16 protein-coding genes are annotated in these 18,199 nt (G+C 61.0%); 4 read left to right on the forward strand and 12 right to left on the reverse strand.

The features are described from left to right. The first annotated feature begins 289 nt into the window (after positions 1-289). Positions 290-2,326, forward strand: coding sequence for a penicillin-binding protein 1C (gene pbpC, locus QA637_RS24760; RefSeq protein WP_283065311.1), 2,037 nt, complete (start codon positions 290-292; stop codon positions 2,324-2,326). A gap of 103 nt (positions 2,327-2,429) precedes the next feature. On the opposite strand, the gene QA637_RS24765 is transcribed toward pbpC, so the two are convergent. Further along, on the reverse strand, positions 2,430-2,735 hold the full coding sequence (locus QA637_RS24765) for a DUF982 domain-containing protein (protein ID WP_153439587.1): 306 nt from the start codon (positions 2,733-2,735) through the stop codon (positions 2,430-2,432). Positions 2,736-3,015: 280 nt separating this feature from the next. Between QA637_RS24765 and QA637_RS24770 the strand changes: the two genes are divergently transcribed. Together QA637_RS24770 and QA637_RS24775 are read left to right on the forward strand one after the other, a co-directional pair. Beyond that, positions 3,016-3,495: an Hsp20 family protein gene (locus QA637_RS24770; RefSeq protein WP_283065313.1), complete on the forward strand. Its 480-nt coding sequence runs from the start codon at positions 3,016-3,018 to the stop codon at positions 3,493-3,495. A 194-nt stretch (positions 3,496-3,689) separates the two neighbouring features. After that, positions 3,690-4,202 carry an Hsp20/alpha crystallin family protein gene (locus QA637_RS24775; RefSeq protein ID WP_153439589.1) on the forward strand — a complete coding sequence of 171 codons (513 nt, stop codon included), beginning with the start codon at positions 3,690-3,692 and terminating at the stop codon, positions 4,200-4,202. Positions 4,203-4,254: 52 nt separating this feature from the next. Here QA637_RS24775 and QA637_RS24780 read toward each other — a convergent pair whose 3' ends face one another. The 4 genes from QA637_RS24780 to gcl all read right to left on the reverse strand — a co-directional run bounded on the left by QA637_RS24780 (position 4,255) and on the right by gcl (position 9,189). Continuing rightward, complete coding sequence (locus QA637_RS24780) at positions 4,255-5,523, reverse strand: glycerate kinase type-2 family protein (protein ID WP_283065316.1); 1,269 nt, start codon at positions 5,521-5,523, stop codon at positions 4,255-4,257. 102 nt (positions 5,524-5,625) lie between these two features. After that, on the reverse strand, positions 5,626-6,510 hold the full coding sequence (locus tag QA637_RS24785) for a 2-hydroxy-3-oxopropionate reductase (protein WP_283065317.1): 885 nt from the start codon (positions 6,508-6,510) through the stop codon (positions 5,626-5,628). Between the two features lie 5 nt (positions 6,511-6,515). Beyond that, on the reverse strand, positions 6,516-7,325 hold the full coding sequence (gene hyi / locus QA637_RS24790) for a hydroxypyruvate isomerase (protein WP_283065318.1): 810 nt from the start codon (positions 7,323-7,325) through the stop codon (positions 6,516-6,518). A 79-nt stretch (positions 7,326-7,404) separates the two neighbouring features. Beyond that, a complete protein-coding gene (gcl, locus tag QA637_RS24795; RefSeq protein WP_283065319.1) occupies positions 7,405-9,189 on the reverse strand; it encodes a glyoxylate carboligase in 1,785 nt (594 codons plus the stop codon). Between the two features lie 172 nt (positions 9,190-9,361). Between gcl and QA637_RS24800 the strand changes: the two genes are divergently transcribed. After that, positions 9,362-10,183, forward strand: coding sequence for an IclR family transcriptional regulator (locus QA637_RS24800; protein WP_283065321.1), 822 nt, complete (start codon positions 9,362-9,364; stop codon positions 10,181-10,183). A 40-nt stretch (positions 10,184-10,223) separates the two neighbouring features. Here the strand turns inward: QA637_RS24800 and QA637_RS24805 are convergent, their stop codons facing one another. From QA637_RS24805 to QA637_RS24835, 7 genes are all read right to left on the reverse strand, one after another. Beyond that, a complete protein-coding gene (locus QA637_RS24805; RefSeq protein WP_283065323.1) occupies positions 10,224-11,120 on the reverse strand; it encodes a LysR family transcriptional regulator in 897 nt (298 codons plus the stop codon). A gap of 152 nt (positions 11,121-11,272) precedes the next feature. Beyond that, positions 11,273-13,072 carry a thiamine pyrophosphate-binding protein gene (locus tag QA637_RS24810; protein WP_283065325.1) on the reverse strand — a complete coding sequence of 600 codons (1,800 nt, stop codon included), beginning with the start codon at positions 13,070-13,072 and terminating at the stop codon, positions 11,273-11,275. Positions 13,073-13,137: 65 nt separating this feature from the next. Next, complete coding sequence (locus tag QA637_RS24815) at positions 13,138-14,139, reverse strand: Bug family tripartite tricarboxylate transporter substrate binding protein (protein WP_283065326.1); 1,002 nt, start codon at positions 14,137-14,139, stop codon at positions 13,138-13,140. Between the two features lie 192 nt (positions 14,140-14,331). Then, entirely contained in the window at positions 14,332-15,810 is a 1,479-nt protein-coding gene (locus QA637_RS24820) for an aldehyde dehydrogenase family protein (protein ID WP_283065327.1), read from the reverse strand. A gap of 46 nt (positions 15,811-15,856) precedes the next feature. Continuing rightward, positions 15,857-17,152, reverse strand: coding sequence for an amidohydrolase family protein (locus QA637_RS24825; RefSeq protein ID WP_283065329.1), 1,296 nt, complete (start codon positions 17,150-17,152; stop codon positions 15,857-15,859). Between the two features lie 47 nt (positions 17,153-17,199). Then, the gene (locus QA637_RS24830; RefSeq protein ID WP_283065330.1) at positions 17,200-17,691 is read right to left on the reverse strand and encodes a hypothetical protein; all 492 of its coding nucleotides are present in this window, start codon (positions 17,689-17,691) and stop codon (positions 17,200-17,202) included. Further along, positions 17,678-18,043: a Rieske (2Fe-2S) protein gene (locus QA637_RS24835; protein WP_283065332.1), complete on the reverse strand. Its 366-nt coding sequence runs from the start codon at positions 18,041-18,043 to the stop codon at positions 17,678-17,680. Before QA637_RS24835 ends, QA637_RS24830 begins: the two co-directional genes overlap by 14 nt. Between the last annotated feature and the right edge of the window lie 156 nt (positions 18,044-18,199).

Consider the following 18,199-nt stretch of genomic DNA (forward strand, 5'->3'; position numbering starts at 1 on the left):
ACCGACATGCGCCACCTCCGCATCGCACGCGACGGCTGATGCATCATACGCCGAAGCGACTGTCTTCGATGCGGTAGAACTGAGGAGTGACGACGCCCCGTCGGGCGGTCAGGCTGAGTTTATCGAGGATAGGAAGCCGGAAGTCCGCACCTTGCCGATCTCCCCCCTTGTAGGGGAGATGCCCGGCAGGGCAGAGGGGGGTAAAGCCAGTACAATCGATCCAGGTCGTTCCCGACACCTTCCGCGTCGTTACACGACGTTACTGATCACCTTGCCCATTGGGCTCGTCATGGCCGCGCTCGCAATCGTCGCCCTCGAATGGGCGGACAAAGCATTTCCACCGCCGATCGAGCCGGCCGGCGCCGTCTCGGCCGAAGTTCTCGACAAGGACGGGCGTCTGCTACGCGCTTTCGCGACCAAGGATGGCCTGTGGCGGCTGAAGACGACCGTCGACGATGTCGACCCGCGCTTTCTCAGGATGCTGGTCGCCTATGAGGACCAGCGTTTTCGGGAGCACCACGGTGTCGACCCCTTGGCGCTCGGCCGTGCGGCACTGCAGTTCGTCACAAACGGCCGCGTCGTTTCCGGTGCATCGACGCTCTCGATGCAGGTGGCCAGGCTGATCGAGCCGCGCCGGGAGCGGACGCTGCCGGCGAAGCTCCTGCAACTCGCACGCGCCATCCAGATCGAGCGGCGCCTCAGCAAGGACGAAATCCTCGACCTCTACCTGACCCATGCGCCGTACGGCGGCAATCTCGAAGGCGTGCGCGCCGCAAGCCTCGCCTGGTTCGGCAAGGAACCGCGCCGTCTCTCTGTCGCCGAGGCGGCGCTTCTCGTCGCGCTGCCGCAATTGCCGGAAAAGCGTCGTCCCGACCGCAATCTGGCCGCCGCCGAAGCAGCGCGCAAACGGGTCCTCGGCCGTGCCGCGGTCTCCCAAGTGATCGGCGAAGGCGAAGCGGAACGGGCGGCGTTGGCGGCCATACCGACGCGGCGCCTTCAGCTTCCGGCCTATGCGGCACATCTCGCCGAAGTGGCGCTTCGCAAGGAGCCAACAACCTTCCAGCACCATACGACGCTGCGTCGCGACATTCAGCGCGGGCTCGAAGCCGTTGCGCGCGAGGGGGCGGCAAAGCTCGGGCCAAAGGTCTCCGTCGCCATGGTGATGGCCGACGTGCGGAGCGGCGGGATCGTCGGCGAAGTCGGATCGGCCGATTACTTTGACGCGAGCCGCGCCGGCTGGATCGACATGACGCGGGTCATGCGATCGCCCGGTTCGACGCTAAAGCCCTTCATCTACGGGCTTGCCTTCGAGGAGGGACTGGTCGCCCAGGAAACCATCATCGAGGACCGGCCGGCGGGTTTCTTCGGCTATCGCCCGCGCAACTTCGACATGAGCTATCAGGGCGACGTCTCCATCCGGCAGGCGCTGCAGCTCTCTCTCAACGTGCCGGCGATCCGTCTGCTCGATGCTGTCGGACCCGCGCGACTGATGGTGCGCTTCCGCCGGGCGGAGGTGCAGCCCGCCCTGCCGCCCAATGAGGCACCGGGTCTTGCGATCGGCCTCGGCGGCCTCGGCATTACCCTGCGTGACCTCGTTCAGCTTTACGCGGGCCTCGCCAATCGCGGCTGGCCGGTGCGGCTCGGCGACGGCATCGAGGGAAAGGCGGGCCTGATCGACGGAGAGCCACTGCTCTCGACCGTTGCCGCCTGGCATGTCGCCGATATCCTCTCCGACGTTTTGCCGCCCGCCGACAGCCGGCAGCGCGGCATCGCCTACAAGACCGGTACCAGCTACGGCTATCGCGATGCCTGGTCCGTCGGCTTCGACGGCCGGTACGTACTCGGCGTGTGGGTTGGCCGGCCGGACAACGGCGCAGTACCTGGACTGACCGGTTACGGCGCCGCCGCACCAATCCTGTTCGAAGCTTTCGCCAAATCCGGGATCGCCATCACGCCGCTGCCGGATGCCCCGCCCGGCGCCGTTCGAATTGCTCAGGGCGACCTGCCGATCAGCCAGCGGCGCTTTTCGACGACCGCGAGCGGCTTGCTTTCGGCATCGGCACGCGAGCCGGCCCCTCAGATCGTCTTTCCGCCTGAGGGCGCGCGCGTCGACCTTGGCGCGAGCGGCGGTGAAACGATGACGCCGTTGACCCTCAAGCTGCAGGGCGGTCGCGCGCCGTTCCGATGGCTCGCCAATGGCCGGCCGCTGCCCGATGTCACCCGCCGCCGCATCAGCCAGTGGCTGCCGGACGGCGGCGGCTACTCCACTCTCACGGTTATTGATGCCGTGGGGCGGGCTGCAAGCGTTCGCGTTTTCGTTGAATAATGCCGTTCGCGGATCGACGGCGTCAACTGCGGCAGTTTTCGGACGTCTTCGCATCCGTCCACCGATCATCCGTTTTCAATCGGTGGACGGCACTCGCGTTTCCTCACGCACGCCGAGTTGAATTGCCTTCACCCACCTGCTGATGCGCTGGATGGCCGGTCGCCACAATCGGCATTCCGGCTTCAACGCAGGCGGCGACGAAAGCCTCTCGGGCGATCGCGGCCGGCGTCATTCGATTGAGCGCGCCGCGGCAGGTGCGTACCGCACGTTCGTAATGGCGGCCATTGCGTAGCGGCCACTCGTTTTCAAGAAAGTCCAGGGCTTCGTATACGGAATTGAAGGTGTGCTTGATGCCGCTTGAAAGACGTACGGTGAGGGGAGTTGTCCAGGGAATCTCATTGAGAAGCATTTATTCCTCCTTTCGCGCGCCATCAATGGATCGCTGACACAGATATTGGGCCCGATTCCGGAAAATCAAGCCGAGCGCGCGTCGAAATTTTTCACGATATTACAAAGACTTGCATCCATAACCTTTCCTCGCCTCCCGATCGCCGGCACAACCCCTTGAAACCGCTGCGGAAGTCACTAAATCGCAATTGCGAGCCGCCTTTTGGGGTTCGCAGTCGGGGGGCATCGTCCTCTTCGACGCTGCTCCTCATCGTCCATGTTGCTTCAAGGAGGATATGGCTATGAGAACAACACTCGACTTTTCGCCCCTGTCTCGGTCAAGCGTGGGATTTGACCACGTTTTCGACCTGCTCGACGCAGCGAGCCGCCTGGCACCAACCGACAATTGGCCGCCCTACGACATCCTTCGCGTCGGCGATAACCAGTATCGCATCACCATGTCAGTCGCCGGCTTCGCGCCGGACGAAATAACCGTCACACATGAACCGCAATTGCTTGTCGTTCGCGGCGAAAAAGCCGGCGAAGACAACGCTGATTACATCTATCGCGGTATTGCCGGGCGCAATTTCGATCGCCGCTTCCAGCTGGCCGACTATGTGAAGGTCACAAGTGCCAACCTCGCCAATGGGTTGTTGGCAATCGATCTCGTCCGTGAGTTGCCCGAGCAGATGAAGCCACGCCGGATCGAGATTGAACAGGCTAAGGCCCTACCCCCGTTGGAGGGCCGCGAGCAGACCGGAGGTGGCAAGCAGGCCGCCTAGAGCATCCCGCTTTCAAGTGGAATCACTGAAAGCGGATAAGATGCTCTAGAATCAAAGTGCTAGAGCGTCCTTTGTGCGTTCATTTGAACGCACGGCGCTCTAGGTGGCGGGGCAACCGCCTATGCCGAATACCGCCGAAGCGCGGTGATCACCGGCGCTTCGGCAGACGGCAATAAAAGAAAAAGGAGCTGACAATGAACGTACGTGATCTCATTCCATGGGGCCGCGCCCCGGAGCATGTGCCGACATCCTATCGGGATAGCGACCGCAACCCATTCCTGATGCTTCACCGGGAAATGAACCGCCTGTTCGACGACGTCTTCCGCAATTTCGATCAACGCATGCCGTTTGCGTTTTCGAACCAGCCGGGCTTCGGCTTCGGTTGGCCTAATGTCGAAGTCACCGATCGCGATAACGAGATCAAGGTCACTGCGGAACTGCCCGGGCTCGAAGAAAAGGATATCGAGCTGTCCCTCTCCGAGGGCGTGCTGACGCTACGCGGCGAAAAGCGCGCCGAGAGCGAGGACAAGGAGAAGCAGTTCTCCGAACGCTACTACGGCCGCTTCGAACGGCGTATTCCGCTCACATACGACATCGACGAAGGTCAGGTCAAAGCGACGTTCAAGAACGGCGTGCTGAGCATCACGCTTCCGAAAACGGAGCAGAGCCAGGACAAGTCCAAACGCATCGCGATCAGCACCGAATAAGCGCCGGCAGTGCCCTCGAGGCTCGGCGGCGGCGAGGCGTTTGAGCGCCAAATTACTGCACGAGGATCGCTCGGAAATCGTTGACATTGGTTCCGGTCGGTCCCGGCTTGAAGATATCGCCGAGTGCATCGAAAGCCGTCCAGCTGTCGTTGCATTGAAGCAGCGCCGCCGGGTCCAGCCGCTGCCCCTGAAGCCGGGCAATCGTCGTACAGTCGGCAAAAGCGCCGGCATTGTCCTCCGAGCCATCGATGCCGTCGGTATCGGCGGCAAGTGCCGAGACGCCATGAATGCCGTCTATGCCGAGCGCCAGCGACAGGAGGAATTCGCTGTTGCGGCCGCCCCTGCCCTTTCCCTTGATCGTCACGGTTGTCTCGCCACCCGAGAGGACGACGACCGGCTTGGCGAACGGGCGGCTGCGCTGAGCAACTTCGCGCGCGATCGCGGCGTGGACGCGCCCGACTTCGCGCGCTTCGCCTTCAATCGCGTCGGAGAGGATAATCGCCTCGATCCCGGCTTCGCGGGCACGCGCGGCCGCCGCCTCCAGCGAGACGGCCGCCGAGGCGATCAGGCGCACTTCGTTTCGGCGAAATCTCGGATCGGACGGCTTCGGCGCGTCGGCAGCATCTGTCGTAAGCCACTCGATGACCTTTTCCGGCAACGACAGCCCGCAGCGCTCGACGATCCTCAAGGCCTCCCCGCGCGTGCTCTCGTCCGCAATCGTCGGACCGGAGGCGACCAGCGCCGGATCATCCCCCGGGATGTCGGAAACGACGAGCGAAACGACTTTCGCCGGATAGGCAGCTGCCGCCAGCCTGCCGCCCTTGATCGTCGACAGATGCTTGCGCACGCAGTTCATTGCGCTGATCGGGGCGCCGGAGGCGAGAAGAGCGCGGTTGACAACGATTTCATCCTGCAGCGACAGGCCTGGCGGCGGCGACGGCAGGAGCGCGGAACCGCCGCCGCAGACCAACGCCACCACGAGATCGTCCTTCGTCAGACCGCGAACCTCGGCGAGAAGGCGTTTGGAGGCGTGGAGCCCCCTTTCGTCCGGCACGGGATGGGCCGCTTCCAGCACCTCGATGCGTTCGCAATGAACGCCGAAGCCGTAGCGCGTGACGACGGCGCCGCTCAGCGGACCGCGCCAAGCCTTGTCGAAGGCCCGCGCCATTTGCGCAGCGCCCTTCCCCGCCCCGACCACAACGGTCCGCCCCTTCGGTCTCTCCGGCAGGTTGGAGGCGATGACGAGGTCAGGATCTGCGGCGGCGACGGCCGAGATAAACAGCGTTTCGAGAAAGGCGCGGGGGTCGGCGATGGGTGCCACGTATGTCTCCCTGAAAATGAAGGGCGGCGGCCTCCCCACCGCCGCCCCGGATGAACATTTCAAAGTTTCTTCGAAACCGTGAAACGCTCGAACCTATTGAAATTACGCAACCTGGTGGTTGGCCATGCGCTCGAGCGCCCGGACGAGGCCGGAATGGTCGAGCCCGCTGTCGCCATTGGCGGCGCAATTGTTGAAGAGCTCCTGCGTGGCCGCCGTGTTCGGCAGCGAAATTCCGAGGCTCTTTGCGCCCTGCAGCGCCAGATTGAGATCCTTCTGGTGCAGCGAGATGCGGAAGCCCGGATCGAAGCTGCGCTTGATCATCCGGTCGCCATGGACTTCGAGAATGCGCGACGAAGCGAAACCGCCCATCAGCGCTTCACGCACCCGCGCCGGATCGGCACCGGCCTTGGACGCGAAGACCAGCGCCTCGGAGACCGCCTCGATCGTCAGTGCAACGATGATCTGGTTGGCAACCTTGGTGACCTGGCCGTCGCCGCAATCGCCGACGAGGGTGATGTTCTTGCCCATCAGCTTGAAGAGCGGCAGAGCACGATCGAAGGATTCCTGCGAACCGCCGGCCATGATGCTGAGCGAGGCGTTCTTCGCCCCGACCTCACCGCCGGAAACCGGAGCATCGAGGTATTCGGCTCCCGTTTCGCGGACTCTTCTTGCGAATTCCTTCGTTTCGATCGGCGAGATCGAGCTCATGTCGATGACGAGCTTGCCCTTGCCAAGGCCGTAGAAGACACCGTTTTCACCGAAGAGAACGTCCTTCACTTCCGGCGTATCGGGCAGCATCAGGATAATCGTATCGACAGCCTCGGCGAGCGCCTTCGGCGTCTCGACGAATTCGAGGCCGTTATCGACGAGCTCCTGGCGCGGCGGGATGACGAATTTCGACGTGACGATCGTATATCCGGCATCCTGCAGGTGGCGCGCCATCGGCGTGCCCATGATACCCAGTCCAATGAAACCGATAGATGCCATCGTGCTTAGCTCCTGATTTTGATGATGTCTGCCGACTGCTTGCGCTCAGCGCCAAGCCAGCCCAGCCCCTCGGCCGTCGTCGTCAGCGGCTTGTATTCGCAACCGATCCAGCCGTCGTAGCCGGCCGCTTCCAGTGCATCGAAGACGAAGGGATAGTTGATCTCGCCGGTGCCGGGTTCGTTGCGGCCCGGATTGTCGGCAAGCTGAATGTGGGCGATGCGATCGGCGAAGCGCTTGTAGGTGCCGACCAATTCTCCCTGCGTGCGCTGCTGGTGATAAAGGTCGTACTGGATAAAGAGGTTGTCGCTTCCGACCTCGGCGATGATCGAGGCCGCCTGTTCGACGGTGTTGAGATAGAAACCCGGAATATCGAAGCGGTTGATCGGCTCGATCAGGAGGCGGATGCCGTGCTTGCCGAGTTCGGTCGCCGCGAGCTTCAGGTTCTCAACCAGCGTCGTGCGCAGGATTTTATCGGAAACGCCGTCCGGCGCGATGCCCGCGAGGCAATTGACCTGCCTGCAATCGAGCGCGATCGCATAGTCGATGGCGGACGCAACGCCCTTGCGAAACTCGTCGATGCGGTCCGGAAGTATGGCGATGCCACGCTCGCCGCGCGCCCAGTCTCCGGCAGGCAGGTTGTGCAGCACCTGGGTGAGGCCATGGCGCTCAAGCGCATTCCTGAGCGCCATCTTCTCGAATTCGTAGGGGAAGAGATACTCCACCCCCTCGAAGCCCGCCTTGGCGGCCAACGAAAAGCGATCGAGGAACGGTGCCTCGTTGAACAGCATGGTCAGGTTCGCAGCAAATCTCGGCATGCGATTGTTCCTCCTGGAAGTTGGAGCGGGACGCGGGCGGAAAACCGCGTGCACTTTTCCTCGTCCCGCTCTGATGATTTCAGTCAAGAAGTGCGGCAATGGCCGTCGGCACGTCCTCACCGCGCGCGGCAAGTTCCTCGAACTCGACGACGGCGTTGATGTCGGCGCCCATGGCGATGTTCGTCACGCGCTCGAGGATAAACTCGATGACGACCGGCACCCGGTGTTCATCCATCAGCGCCCGCGCCTTGTCGAAGGCTTCGGCGAATTCATTGGGGCTGCGGACGCGGATCGCCTTGCAGCCGAGGCCTTCGGCGACCGCGACGTGGTCGACGCCGTACCCCTTCTCGGCATCGCCGTCGGCATTGATGTTGTCGAAGGCGAGGCTCACCTCGAAATCCATATTGAAGCCGCGCTGCGCCTGCCGGATGAGGCCGAGATAGGAATTGTTCACGACCACATGCAGGTAGGGCAGCTTATGCTGCGCGCCGACGGCCAGTTCCTCGATCAGGAACTGGAAGTCATAGTCGCCGGAAAGCGCGACGATCGGCCTGTCCGGATCCGCCGCCCTGACGCCGAGCGCCGCCGGCAGCGTCCAGCCGAGCGGACCCGCCTGGCCGCAATTGATCCAGTTGCGGGGTTTGTAGACGTGCAGGAACTGCGCGCCGGCGATCTGGCTCAAGCCGATGGTCGAGACGTAGCAGGTATCACGGCCGAAGGCCCGGTTCATTTCCTCGTAGACCCGCTGGGGTTTGAGCGGAGTCTGGTCGAAGTGGGTCTTGCGCAGCATGGTGCGCTTGCGCTCGCGGCACTCTTCCGCCCAGCCCGACCAGTCGCGCAACTTGCCGGCGGTCCTCCATTCGGTGGCAACATCGAGGAAGAGCTTGAGCGCAGCACCCGCGTCCGAGACGATGCCGAAATCCGGGGCGAAGACACGGCCGATCTGCGTCGGCTCGATATCGACGTGAACGAACTTGCGTCCTTCGGTATAGGTCGGAACGTTGCCCGTGTGGCGGTTGGCCCAGCGATTGCCGACGCCGAGCACGAAGTCGGAGGCGAGCAGCGTCGCGTTGCCGTAGCGGTGCGATGTCTGCAGCCCGCACATGCCGGCCATCAGCGGGTGATCATCCGGGATCGTGCCCCAGCCCATCAATGTCGGAATGACCGGAATGCCGGTGATCTCGGCAAATTCAACCAGAAGGTCCGAGGCGTCGGCATTGATGATGCCGCCGCCCGCGACGATCAGCGGCCGCTCGGCTTCATTCAGCATGGCGATCGCCTTTTCGGCCTGCGCGCGGGTCGCCGACGGTTTGTAGGGCTCCAGCGGCGAATAGGTTTCCGGATCGAACTCGATCTCGGCAAGCTGAACGTCGACCGGAAGGTCGATGAGGACCGGACCGGGACGGCCGGAGCGCATCAGGTGGAACGCCTTCTGGAAGACGAATGGGACCAGGGCCGGTTCCATGACCGTGACCGCCCATTTCGTGACGGGGCCGGCGATCGCAGCGATGTCGACGGCCTGGAAATCCTCCTTGTCAAGGCGGGCGCGCGGCGCCTGGCCGGTGATGCAGAGGATCGGGATCGAGTCCGCGGAGGCCGAATAGAGGCCGGTGATCATGTCGGTGCCGGCCGGCCCCGAGGTGCCGATGCAGACACCGATATTGCCGTATCTCGCCCGCGTATAGCCCTCCGCCATATGCGAGGCGCCCTCGACGTGACGGGCAAGAATGTGGCGGATCGATCCGCGGGCCTTCAAGGCTGAATAGAACGGGTTGATCGCAGCGCCCGGAACACCGAAGGCGCAATCGATCCCCTCCTTCTCCAGAACATAAACTGCCGCATCGACAGCGCGCATCTTGGCCATGGAAATTCCTCCTGTTTGGAATAGGACGATAATCCATTTTCCGATTTCATCAATTCTAAAATGGAAATCATTTCCATCATGCGGAAATAAAGATTTTCAACAAAAAGGAGAAAATCGAGGGCAATCGCGGTAGAGGAAGATGGAACGAAGCAACTGATTTGGAGAATGGTTCATGGAGTGGACGGGCAAGGGAAAGCGCGGTCGCAAGGCCGCCGAGAATGCCGCACCTTCGTCCGTGCAAGTGCTGGATCGCAGCCTGGCGCTCCTGGCGATCGTTGCGGAAAGCGACGACTCGACGCTGACCTCGCTTTCCGAGCGCACCGGCATGGCGCCGTCGACCGTGCACCGACTGCTCACCTCGCTCGCCTCCCACGGCATGGTCATGAGCGACAGCGACACGGGGGTGTGGACCGTCGGTCTCAAGGCCTTCGAGATCGGCAATGCCTTTCTGCGCTTCCGCAAACTCGGGACGATCAGCCGCCCCTTCCTGAAGCAGTTGATGGAGGCGAGCGGCGAGACGGCCAATATCGGTATCGAGGAAGGCGGCGATGTCGTCTTCATCTCACAGGTCGAAAGCCATGCGCCGATGCGGGCCTTCTTCCGGCCAGGGCGGCGTGGTCCGGTTCACGCCTCGGGCATCGGCAAGGCAATCCTGTCGACGTGGTCTGACAAGGAGATCGGCCAAGTGATGTCAGGCCGAACCCTCACCCACTTTACGGAAAAGACACGCGACACGCTGCCCGGCCTGTTGCGGGACATTCAGGAAATACGGCTGCGCGGCTGGTCGATCGACGATGAGGAACACACGCTTGGCATGCGCTGCGTCGCGGCACCGATCTTCAACGAATATGGCGAGACGATCGCTGGCATTTCGGTCTCCGGCCCCTCGGTTCGCGTAACCGACGAAAAGCTCACGATCCTCGGGCCGATGGTCAGAGAAACCGCCGACGCCTTGACCCGCGCGATGGGTGGAAGGCGGCCGGAGGAGCTATAGCGGTCGGGCGATTCACATCGCCATCAATCGTGCAATCATACTATTGAAGCAATCGCGCCCAGGGTTTGACCAAGCTCAGATAGACATTCATCAGCCTCTGGAGGTGATCGATCACACGCTGATCGTCCAAAACCGGCACTTTGGAATGTCGACGAACCATATAGAGCGTACGCGTTAGGGCAGGCTTTATTATGCGGCGAGCGACGAGCGTTCCTTCGCGCACTTCTTTAGCGATCAGACCATAAGGCACGATCATCGCCGCGGTACCAAAGGCAAGTGAATCGACCGAATGAACTTCACGGGCGATGCGAACATCGAGCGACAACCTTCTGGCTTCGCTTTCGACAATATGGCGCAGAACGCCGCGTTCACCACCAATTGCGAGCTCGTATTGCAGGGCCTCTGTAAATTCGATGCTTTCTTCCTGTGCGGCTTGGCTGGAAGCGGTGACGAACAGAAGATCCTCTTCCAGGACGGCTGTTCGTTTCAAGCCGGACCATTCACCGACATTGTTGAGGAATGCGACATCGACTTGTCCCGCTTCCAAAGCATGCAACAGAGCCGGTGGTCGCTCTTCAACGACACGGATCGTGACATCCGGCATTGTTTGATGCGCATCGGCCAAGAGATCCTGGCCGAGTAGCGTTGACATTGTTCGGCCGACTCCGAGCCGCAATTCGATCCGCTTTGCCGCCTTGAGCGCGCGGACTTCGTTGGCTGCCGTTGCGACATCGTCGAGAATATGCTGCGCGTGCGTGTAGAGAAGCCTTCCCGCCGGCGTCGGAGTGATGCCGCGTGAGTGCCGCACAAGCAATTCGATGCCGAGCTCGCCTTCGAGCTGCTTGATCTGCGAGCCGAGCGCAGGTTGCGCGACGTTCAACATGTCGGCCGCAGCCGTCATGTTGCCAAGTTCGACAACCTTGCGGAAATAGGTCAATTGCCGAAAATTTATGCCGCAGCCCTCCCGAAGTGTGACGACATTGTTTCGTCCGCACTTGAGGGATCAGTCCGCCCCTTTAATCAAGACTACGGCGCACGCGTATCTTTCACGCATGCGCCTTTCTTGACAAGCGTCAAATGAACGCCTGCTCAACCGGTGAATTGGGTAATCGTGTCGATCAGCGCGGGAACGCCGCTTTTCACTTTGGCGATCGCACGCTCCAGCGCCGGGCCGACGTCTGCCGGATCCTCGATCGGGCCTTCGGCATACCAGCCGCACCCTCGGGCCAGCGTTGCAAAATCGGGCGCAGGATCAAACAGGTCCATGCCGATATGAGCGCGGTTGACCGGCGTCCCGCGCTGTTCGGCCACGGTCACCTGGTGTTCCCAATCATTGTAATAGGCGCGGTTGTTGTGCATGACGCAGAGGAACGGCACTTTGTGCTTGGCGGCGAACCAAAGCGCACCGACATCGAAGAGCAGATCGCCGTCTGTCTGGCAATTGACGACGAGGCGTCCAGTGCCACGATGTGCGAGAGCGATGCCGAGAGAAAGCCCGATTTGTGTTCCGGGCCCCAGACCTCTGCCCGTCCAGCGATAATGCTTTTCGAAATCCCAGAGTTTGGGCGCCCAGTCTTCGAACGGGTTCGTCGTCAGGACCCAGTCCTCATACCTGATCTTCGCCCACACCTCAGTTGCTAGGCGCGGCAGTGTAATCGGGCTCGCATTCCAGTTCTCAAGCGCTTCCTCGCGCCATTTCGCGCGCTGGGCATCATGCATCCTGGCCACCGCGTTCGACCGCTCCTCGATACGCCTTGCAAGCCTTCTATCTTCCCTGGAACGTTCTGAAATCAGCGAGGTGAGCGCCGGCATTGCAAGGGCCGGATCGGCAAGCAGCCGCTGCGAACAGTCGGGATAGCGCTGACAATCGGCTGCCCATTTGGAAATCTCGATATCGGCAAAGCCGATGTCCAGCCACTCGCATCCCTTCGGGAAAAGTGGTTGCAGCGTACGGTTGATCCGGTCGTTGACATGGGTCGGCCGCTCCCAGTCCCGGCAATCGAGCAAGGTGATAAGATCGGCCTCTTTGAAGACATCCTTGTTCATACGCATGTCGAGTGGATGCTCGGTCGGGAAGTTCAGTCGCCATTGCGTATCAACGACGGGTGCACCGAGCGCCTCGGCAAGCGCGACCATATTGGAAAAGCCGTTCGGGTCGCAGCCTACATATTGCGGCAGCAACACCGGCCATTCGGCCGAAACGAGGCGGTCGGCAGCCTCTTCCAACGCTTTCGGATCGGGCGCCATGCGGCTCGGCACCGTTGCCGAAGCCGGCGACGGCAAGGTAACCGGCGCGGCAAGCGGCGCTTCCTGCAGCGCGGCATCATAGACCATATAGATCGGACCGCGCGGCTCCGTCATCATGATCGAATAGGCGCGGGCGAAACTGTCGACGACACCGTCGATGCCACCCGGCTGGTAATCCCACTTGACATAGTCGCGCACCTGGGTGCCCTGGACATTGGCCGTATGAGCCCAATCGACACGCGGACGCCGCTTTCCCTCGTCCATCGGGCCGGTGGCGCCGATCAGGAAAACCGGCGCACGGTCAGTATAGGCGGTATAGACGCCGAGCGTCGCATGAAGCAGACCGACAACGTTGTGGACGATCACAGCAAGCGGCTTCCCCGTGGCCTTGGCATAGCCATGCGCGATCTCGACGGCGATTTTTTCATGCAGGCAGACCAGCATTTCCGGCGCATTGCCATTGTGATTGACAAGCGAGTCGTGCAGACCGCGATAACTGGCGCCTGGATTGAGCGTGATGAAGGGAAAGCCGTATTGCTTGATCAGATCGGCGATCACATCGGACTGCCATCCGGATGGTGCGGCACTTTCGCTCTCCTCCAGCGCCTTGGCCTTCGGGTCAACCTTCTCCTGCATCGTCATGCATTCCGCTCCTTTGACAAGAAGTGAGCGGCGGAGGACCGCCGCCCCACATAGGCATTTGCCGGTCAGTCCTTCTTGAGTGCGTGCTTCAAGAAGTCGACCATTTCCGGCGATTGATCGAGTGCCTTCTTGACCAGATTAGCGACCTCATCACCAACGGCCGGGTCGAGCGGCAGGCCGAGCTTGTTGGCTTTGGCGATGAATTCCGGATCGGATATCGCTGCAGAATAAGCGTCCCGCAACGTCTTCAAGATGTCGTCAGGAATTCCCTCCGGACCGACGGTAAGGCGCGAGATGTCGCTCTGCGATTCGACGAGTGCGATGGCCTTTTGCGCTTCCTTGTTGTCAACCAAGGTTGCCAACTGAGGAACATCGGTATCCGAGCCACCAATCTGCGCAAGGAACTTGCCATGGCCTTCCTTGACGAAGGGTTCGAAGCTCGACCGAGAGCTGATCACACCCTGTACTTCGCCCCGCATGATGGCGAGCTGGTCGTCATTGCCGCTGTAGCCGCTGATGACATCAATCGGCAGCTTCAATGCGCTAACAAGGATCGTTGTATTGACCTCGGACGCACTGCCTGCTCCCGATGTGGAGAACTTCAGCTTCTTGTCGAGATTCTGCAGTTCCTTGAAATCCTTGATATTGGCATCAGCCGCGACCACAACGACACGCGGGTCCGAGGCTGCCTTGCCGATCCACGACATCTTCGTAAGGTCGAACCTGACGCCTTCATTCCCAGAGAGCTGGCTGTAGACGAGCCCCGTGTTGAAGCTGCCGATCGTCAAGCCGTCCGGGCTCGACGCGGCGATGTAATTCGCGCCAAGCAGGTTGCCGGCCCCGGGCATATTGCGCACGACAAAGGTCGAACCCGGCAGATGTTTCTGCATGAACTCGCAGACCAGCCGGCCATAGGTGTCATAACCACCGCCGGGTTCAGTCGCGATGATATAATTGACCGTCTTACCATTGAAGTATTCTGGCCCTGATTGCGCCGTGGCAATCGTTGCCCATCCACATGCGAGGAGAGCGGCACCAACTGCGATGCCTCTCGGATAAATGCTCATTGAACTCCTCCCTTTCGCTCTGCAATGTTGCCGCAAAACTTCGGCAACGTGGCTGCCCAACCAGCCAATTCCTCCAAACGGCAAGCCTCGCCGGCCGCGCAGATCCAATCCGACCGCGCTGCACGCTCACGTCTTTTCAAGTGACGACGGACACGTCATGGACGGCGCCACTTCGCCCCATGGGGCAACGGCTCATGAAGCCATTTGCGCCCGTGCCCCGGAGAAGTGGATGTTGATGTTCTTCTCCTGTGTCGCGGCAAGCAGTTCCTCGAGACACTCCTCGCGTCCCAGTCCAGACTGCTTGTAGCCGCCGAAGGGCGCCCCGAGCACGTGCCGGCTGGTGCTGTTTACCCAAATGTAGCCAGCCTGAACGGCCGCCGCCGTCCGGTGCGCCTTTTCGAGGTCGTTGGTGTAGATCGATGATGTCAGCCCGTATTCGACGCAATTGACGTCTTTCAGCATGGCTTGCTCGTCAGACCACCGGATGACCGACTGCACCGGACCGAAGATCTCTTCCATCGCGATACGCATCGATTGCTTTACGTCGACGAAGACCGTCGGCTCTATAAAGCAGCCTTCGGCAAGCTCCGGATCATCGGGTCGTTTGCCGCCATAGACGACGCGCGCGCCCTCCGACTTGCCGGTTTCGATGAAGCCAAGAACCTTTTCGTAATGCGCGCGGCTGATCAGCGACCCCATGGTCGTTGCAGGGTCGGTTGGCAGGCCAGGCTTGAAGCGGCTGATATATTTGCCAATGCGCTCAACAACTTCGTCATGAATGGCATCATGCAGGAAGAGGCGGCTCATCGAGCCGCAGGATTGGCCGCACCAGGCGTAATTCATGCCGGCGACGGCTGCCGCCGCCACACGATCCGGATCGGCATCCGGAAAGGCGATGAGCGCGTTCTTGCCTCCAAGCTCCAGCGCCACCTTCTTGAGAGTGTCGGCTGCCGAACGCATCACCGCTCGGCCAGTCGGTACGCTGCCAACGAGCGAGACGGCCGCAATCGATGGATGCGATGACAAGACCTGGCCAAGCTCGCGACCGCCGGTCAGCACATTGAGCGTGCCGGCAGGGAAAAGCGGGCCGATCAATTCTGCCAGACGGAGCCCTGACAATGGCGCCTGCTCGGACGGCTTCAGGATGACGGCGTTGCCGGCTGCCAAGGCGGAGGCGATCTTGCTCGCGCAGAACTGGAACGGATGATTGAATGCCGTAATTCTGGCCACGATACCGAGCGGTTCTCGTACCGAGAAGTTTACGGCATCCGGGCCAACCGGGATCGACGCTCCCTTCATCTCGGTCACCAGACCCGCGAAAAACTCAAATCTTTGGACGGCCGAGACCGCATCCTTGACCATCGGTGTCATCGGATTGCCGCCATCGACCGCATCGAGCAAGGTCAGCTCCGGCCCGTGGCGGCGAATGACGGCCGCCGCTTCCTTCATGATCTTGCCCCGCTCAAGCGGCAGGACTTTGCGCCATTCTTCAAAACCTTCCTGCGCCGCAGCAATCGCCAGTTCCGCATCTTCGAGGGTCGCTTCCGGAACCGGTCCGAGGTTCTCGCCGGTTGCCGGGCTGATGCTGTGTTTCACTCCGCCCTTGACGGGAGCGTGCCAGCTGCCGCCGTAGAAGAGTCCGCGCTCCGCCGGGAAAACGATATCTCCCATTACTTCCATTCCTCCCACATCAGCCCGACCGACGATCGTTAGCCCATCAAAGAGCGGGTTGGATCGATTCCGATCGCCGCGCCGGCGACGTGGCCGCCGAGCCCCGATAATTTCCATATTTGATCAGGTTCTGCCGCTGAGCCTCGTTGCGCGGCTCCAGCTTGAAAAGGCGGGCCGCCGTTCCACCGATGATGTTGTGCTTCGCCTTGTCGCTTAGGAAAGGGAGATCCCAGATGGTCGACGGCAGGTCGAAATCCCAGTGAGGATAATCCGAGGCATACATCAGCTGCGTTTCGGCATTCATCATCCGGAACGTCGTTTCCAGGGCCTGCATATCCTGGATCTCCATCGGCTGGGTGGAATAGAACATGTCCCGCATGTAGTCCGATGGTTTCTTCTTCAGAAGCGGACATTCCGAGGGGCGGAGCATGAATTCGTGGTCGAGCTTCTGCATGAGGAAGGGGATCCATGCGAGCCCGGATTCAATCCAGATAACCGGCAGCTTGGGGAAACGCTCGCCCATTCCGTTCACGACCCAGTTGGTGCAGTGCAGGATGCTGAACCAGCTAAAGCCGAGAGCGTGCGCGGAAATAAAGCGATTGCAGCTTTGGAAGGTCGAAGAGTTCCAATTCGGCCCCGAATGGAAAGCAAGCGCAAGCCCACGTTCTTCCAGAGCCCGGTAGAGCTTCATATAGGCGTTGTCATAGACGGCCATCTTCTCTCGAACGGAAGTGACCATGAAACCGCCCACGCCCTTGCGGTCGCCGAAGGTCTCCACCATGCGCAGACAGCCTTCCGGATCGCTGAAAGGCAGGCCCAGCATCGTGTACATACGACCCTGCGATTCCGGCAGGACTTTCTCGGTCACCCAGCGGGCATAGGCCCAGGACAGTTCGAACTCCATCTCCTTCTGGGGATGCAGGCCGATGTTCAGCATGCCTGTCGGGAAAAGGCATGAATAGTCGACCCCCATTGCGTCCATCCAGCGGAAGCCGAGCTCGACATCCCGCTTCGGTCCCTTCTCGACGGGCGTCTTCTCCGAGGACCGCATGGGATAGCGGGTTACCCGCCCACCCATGTCCTGCCAGCCGTAGCCGACCGGCGAAATATGGCCGCGTCCTTTGGTGCGGCTGGAAAGCGAGAGCTGTTTGAAGACCTCGTTTTCCATAAAGGGGATGATCTCGGAGAGATTCTCATTCTCGTAATGATGCGCATCGCAATCTACGATCAGCACATCTTCATATCTGCGGTCACGCGCCTGCTTGGCTGCATGGTCGAGTAGCCTGGTCGTGTTGAGGTCTTCGATTGGCACGCGGCGGCCGCGATCGGATATAAGGTCCATGGTAGCATCGCTTTCAATGAGAGTGTCTGACTGGGGCAAGCTGCGGGCTATCGCGAACTCCAGCTCTGCCAAAGAGCGAGCTCGAACACCTGCAGATCGACGGCTTTGAGCAGCGCACCGCACAGAACCATTGCATCGGTTGCGGTCACCGTCGTCTGTTCGCTCAGCGCGTCAAAATGATTGCCCCGTTCATCATTTGCCGCATAGAGCCGACAAAGCGCACCCATGAGCGCCTGCTGTGCGCGAACATCGATGCAGCCTGGATCATCATCTGAAACGGCCTGCTCGATCTCGGCCGCAACTGCCAGCATCGAAGCAGACAATTGATGGAGGGGCTGAGATTCAGGTGATGGCTGCGCCGGAATCCGGCGCAATATCTCGACCTGCGGCGCGGCCCCTGCCTCACCCTGCTTCTTGCGCTCCACGATCCGCGCCGCTTCGGTTCCAGATTCGATGCCTTTGAAAACAGCCTTCACGAAGGCCACCTTTTCCGCCGCATCAGGCTCACAGGCGGCGACCATGCGTTCAGACGACGACATAGATATCCTCCCCCTTCTGCAGGACTTCATATTTGCGCAAGCGGACCCTTCGGTCGGCAATGTGCTGGCCGGTGCGCATGTCATATTCATAGCCATGCCAGGGACAGGCGAAGCTCATGTCCTTCTCGGAAAAGAAGAGCCCCATTGATGTCTTGTCAGGTCGTAGGCGCTCCTCGACCCGCGCGATGATCAGCCCTTCGCAAGCCGGTCCACCCTGGTGAACGCAGTAATTGCTATAGGCGAAAAATTCGCCCTCGTGCCTGAACACGCCAATTTCATCATCGCCGATCCGGATGATCCGCCGTTCACCTTCCTTGAATTCGAACGACTTACAGACGTATTGCTCGCCCAAAATTGACCTCCCTTGACCACAGCTTTGGAGCACCGTTCATTTGCCGACATACTCGGCTTTGCTGCGATGCTCTGTTGTGCGCAGCATTCGACGGCACTGGCGTCGCGTCCAGAACATTCGCTTTAGCTTAGCGATAGCTTTTTCTTTGGTCTGCGT

This window comes from Sinorhizobium terangae (genome assembly GCF_029714365.1).
Taxonomy (GTDB): domain Bacteria; phylum Pseudomonadota; class Alphaproteobacteria; order Rhizobiales; family Rhizobiaceae; genus Sinorhizobium; species Sinorhizobium terangae.

Excerpts from the sequence above, each read along its gene's own strand:
- QA637_RS24800 (WP_283065321.1), top strand. The coding sequence starts at position 9,362 with ATGGAGTGGACGGGCAAGGGAAAGCGCGGTCGCAAGGCCGCCGAGAAT.
- QA637_RS24820 (WP_283065327.1), bottom strand. The coding sequence starts at position 15,810 with ATGGGAGATATCGTTTTCCCGGCGGAGCGCGGACTCTTCTACGGCGGC.
- QA637_RS24815 (WP_283065326.1), bottom strand. The coding sequence starts at position 14,139 with ATGAGCATTTATCCGAGAGGCATCGCAGTTGGTGCCGCTCTCCTCGCA.
- hyi (WP_283065318.1), bottom strand. The coding sequence starts at position 7,325 with ATGCCGAGATTTGCTGCGAACCTGACCATGCTGTTCAACGAGGCACCG.
- QA637_RS24765 (WP_153439587.1), bottom strand. The coding sequence starts at position 2,735 with ATGCTTCTCAATGAGATTCCCTGGACAACTCCCCTCACCGTACGTCTT.
- QA637_RS24785 (WP_283065317.1), bottom strand. The coding sequence starts at position 6,510 with ATGGCATCTATCGGTTTCATTGGACTGGGTATCATGGGCACGCCGATG.
- QA637_RS24830 (WP_283065330.1), bottom strand. The coding sequence starts at position 17,691 with ATGTCGTCGTCTGAACGCATGGTCGCCGCCTGTGAGCCTGATGCGGCG.
- pbpC (WP_283065311.1), top strand. The coding sequence starts at position 290 with ATGGCCGCGCTCGCAATCGTCGCCCTCGAATGGGCGGACAAAGCATTT.
- QA637_RS24775 (WP_153439589.1), top strand. The coding sequence starts at position 3,690 with ATGAACGTACGTGATCTCATTCCATGGGGCCGCGCCCCGGAGCATGTG.
- gcl (WP_283065319.1), bottom strand. The coding sequence starts at position 9,189 with ATGGCCAAGATGCGCGCTGTCGATGCGGCAGTTTATGTTCTGGAGAAG.
- QA637_RS24770 (WP_283065313.1), top strand. The coding sequence starts at position 3,016 with ATGAGAACAACACTCGACTTTTCGCCCCTGTCTCGGTCAAGCGTGGGA.
- QA637_RS24810 (WP_283065325.1), bottom strand. The coding sequence starts at position 13,072 with ATGACGATGCAGGAGAAGGTTGACCCGAAGGCCAAGGCGCTGGAGGAG.
- QA637_RS24825 (WP_283065329.1), bottom strand. The coding sequence starts at position 17,152 with ATGGACCTTATATCCGATCGCGGCCGCCGCGTGCCAATCGAAGACCTC.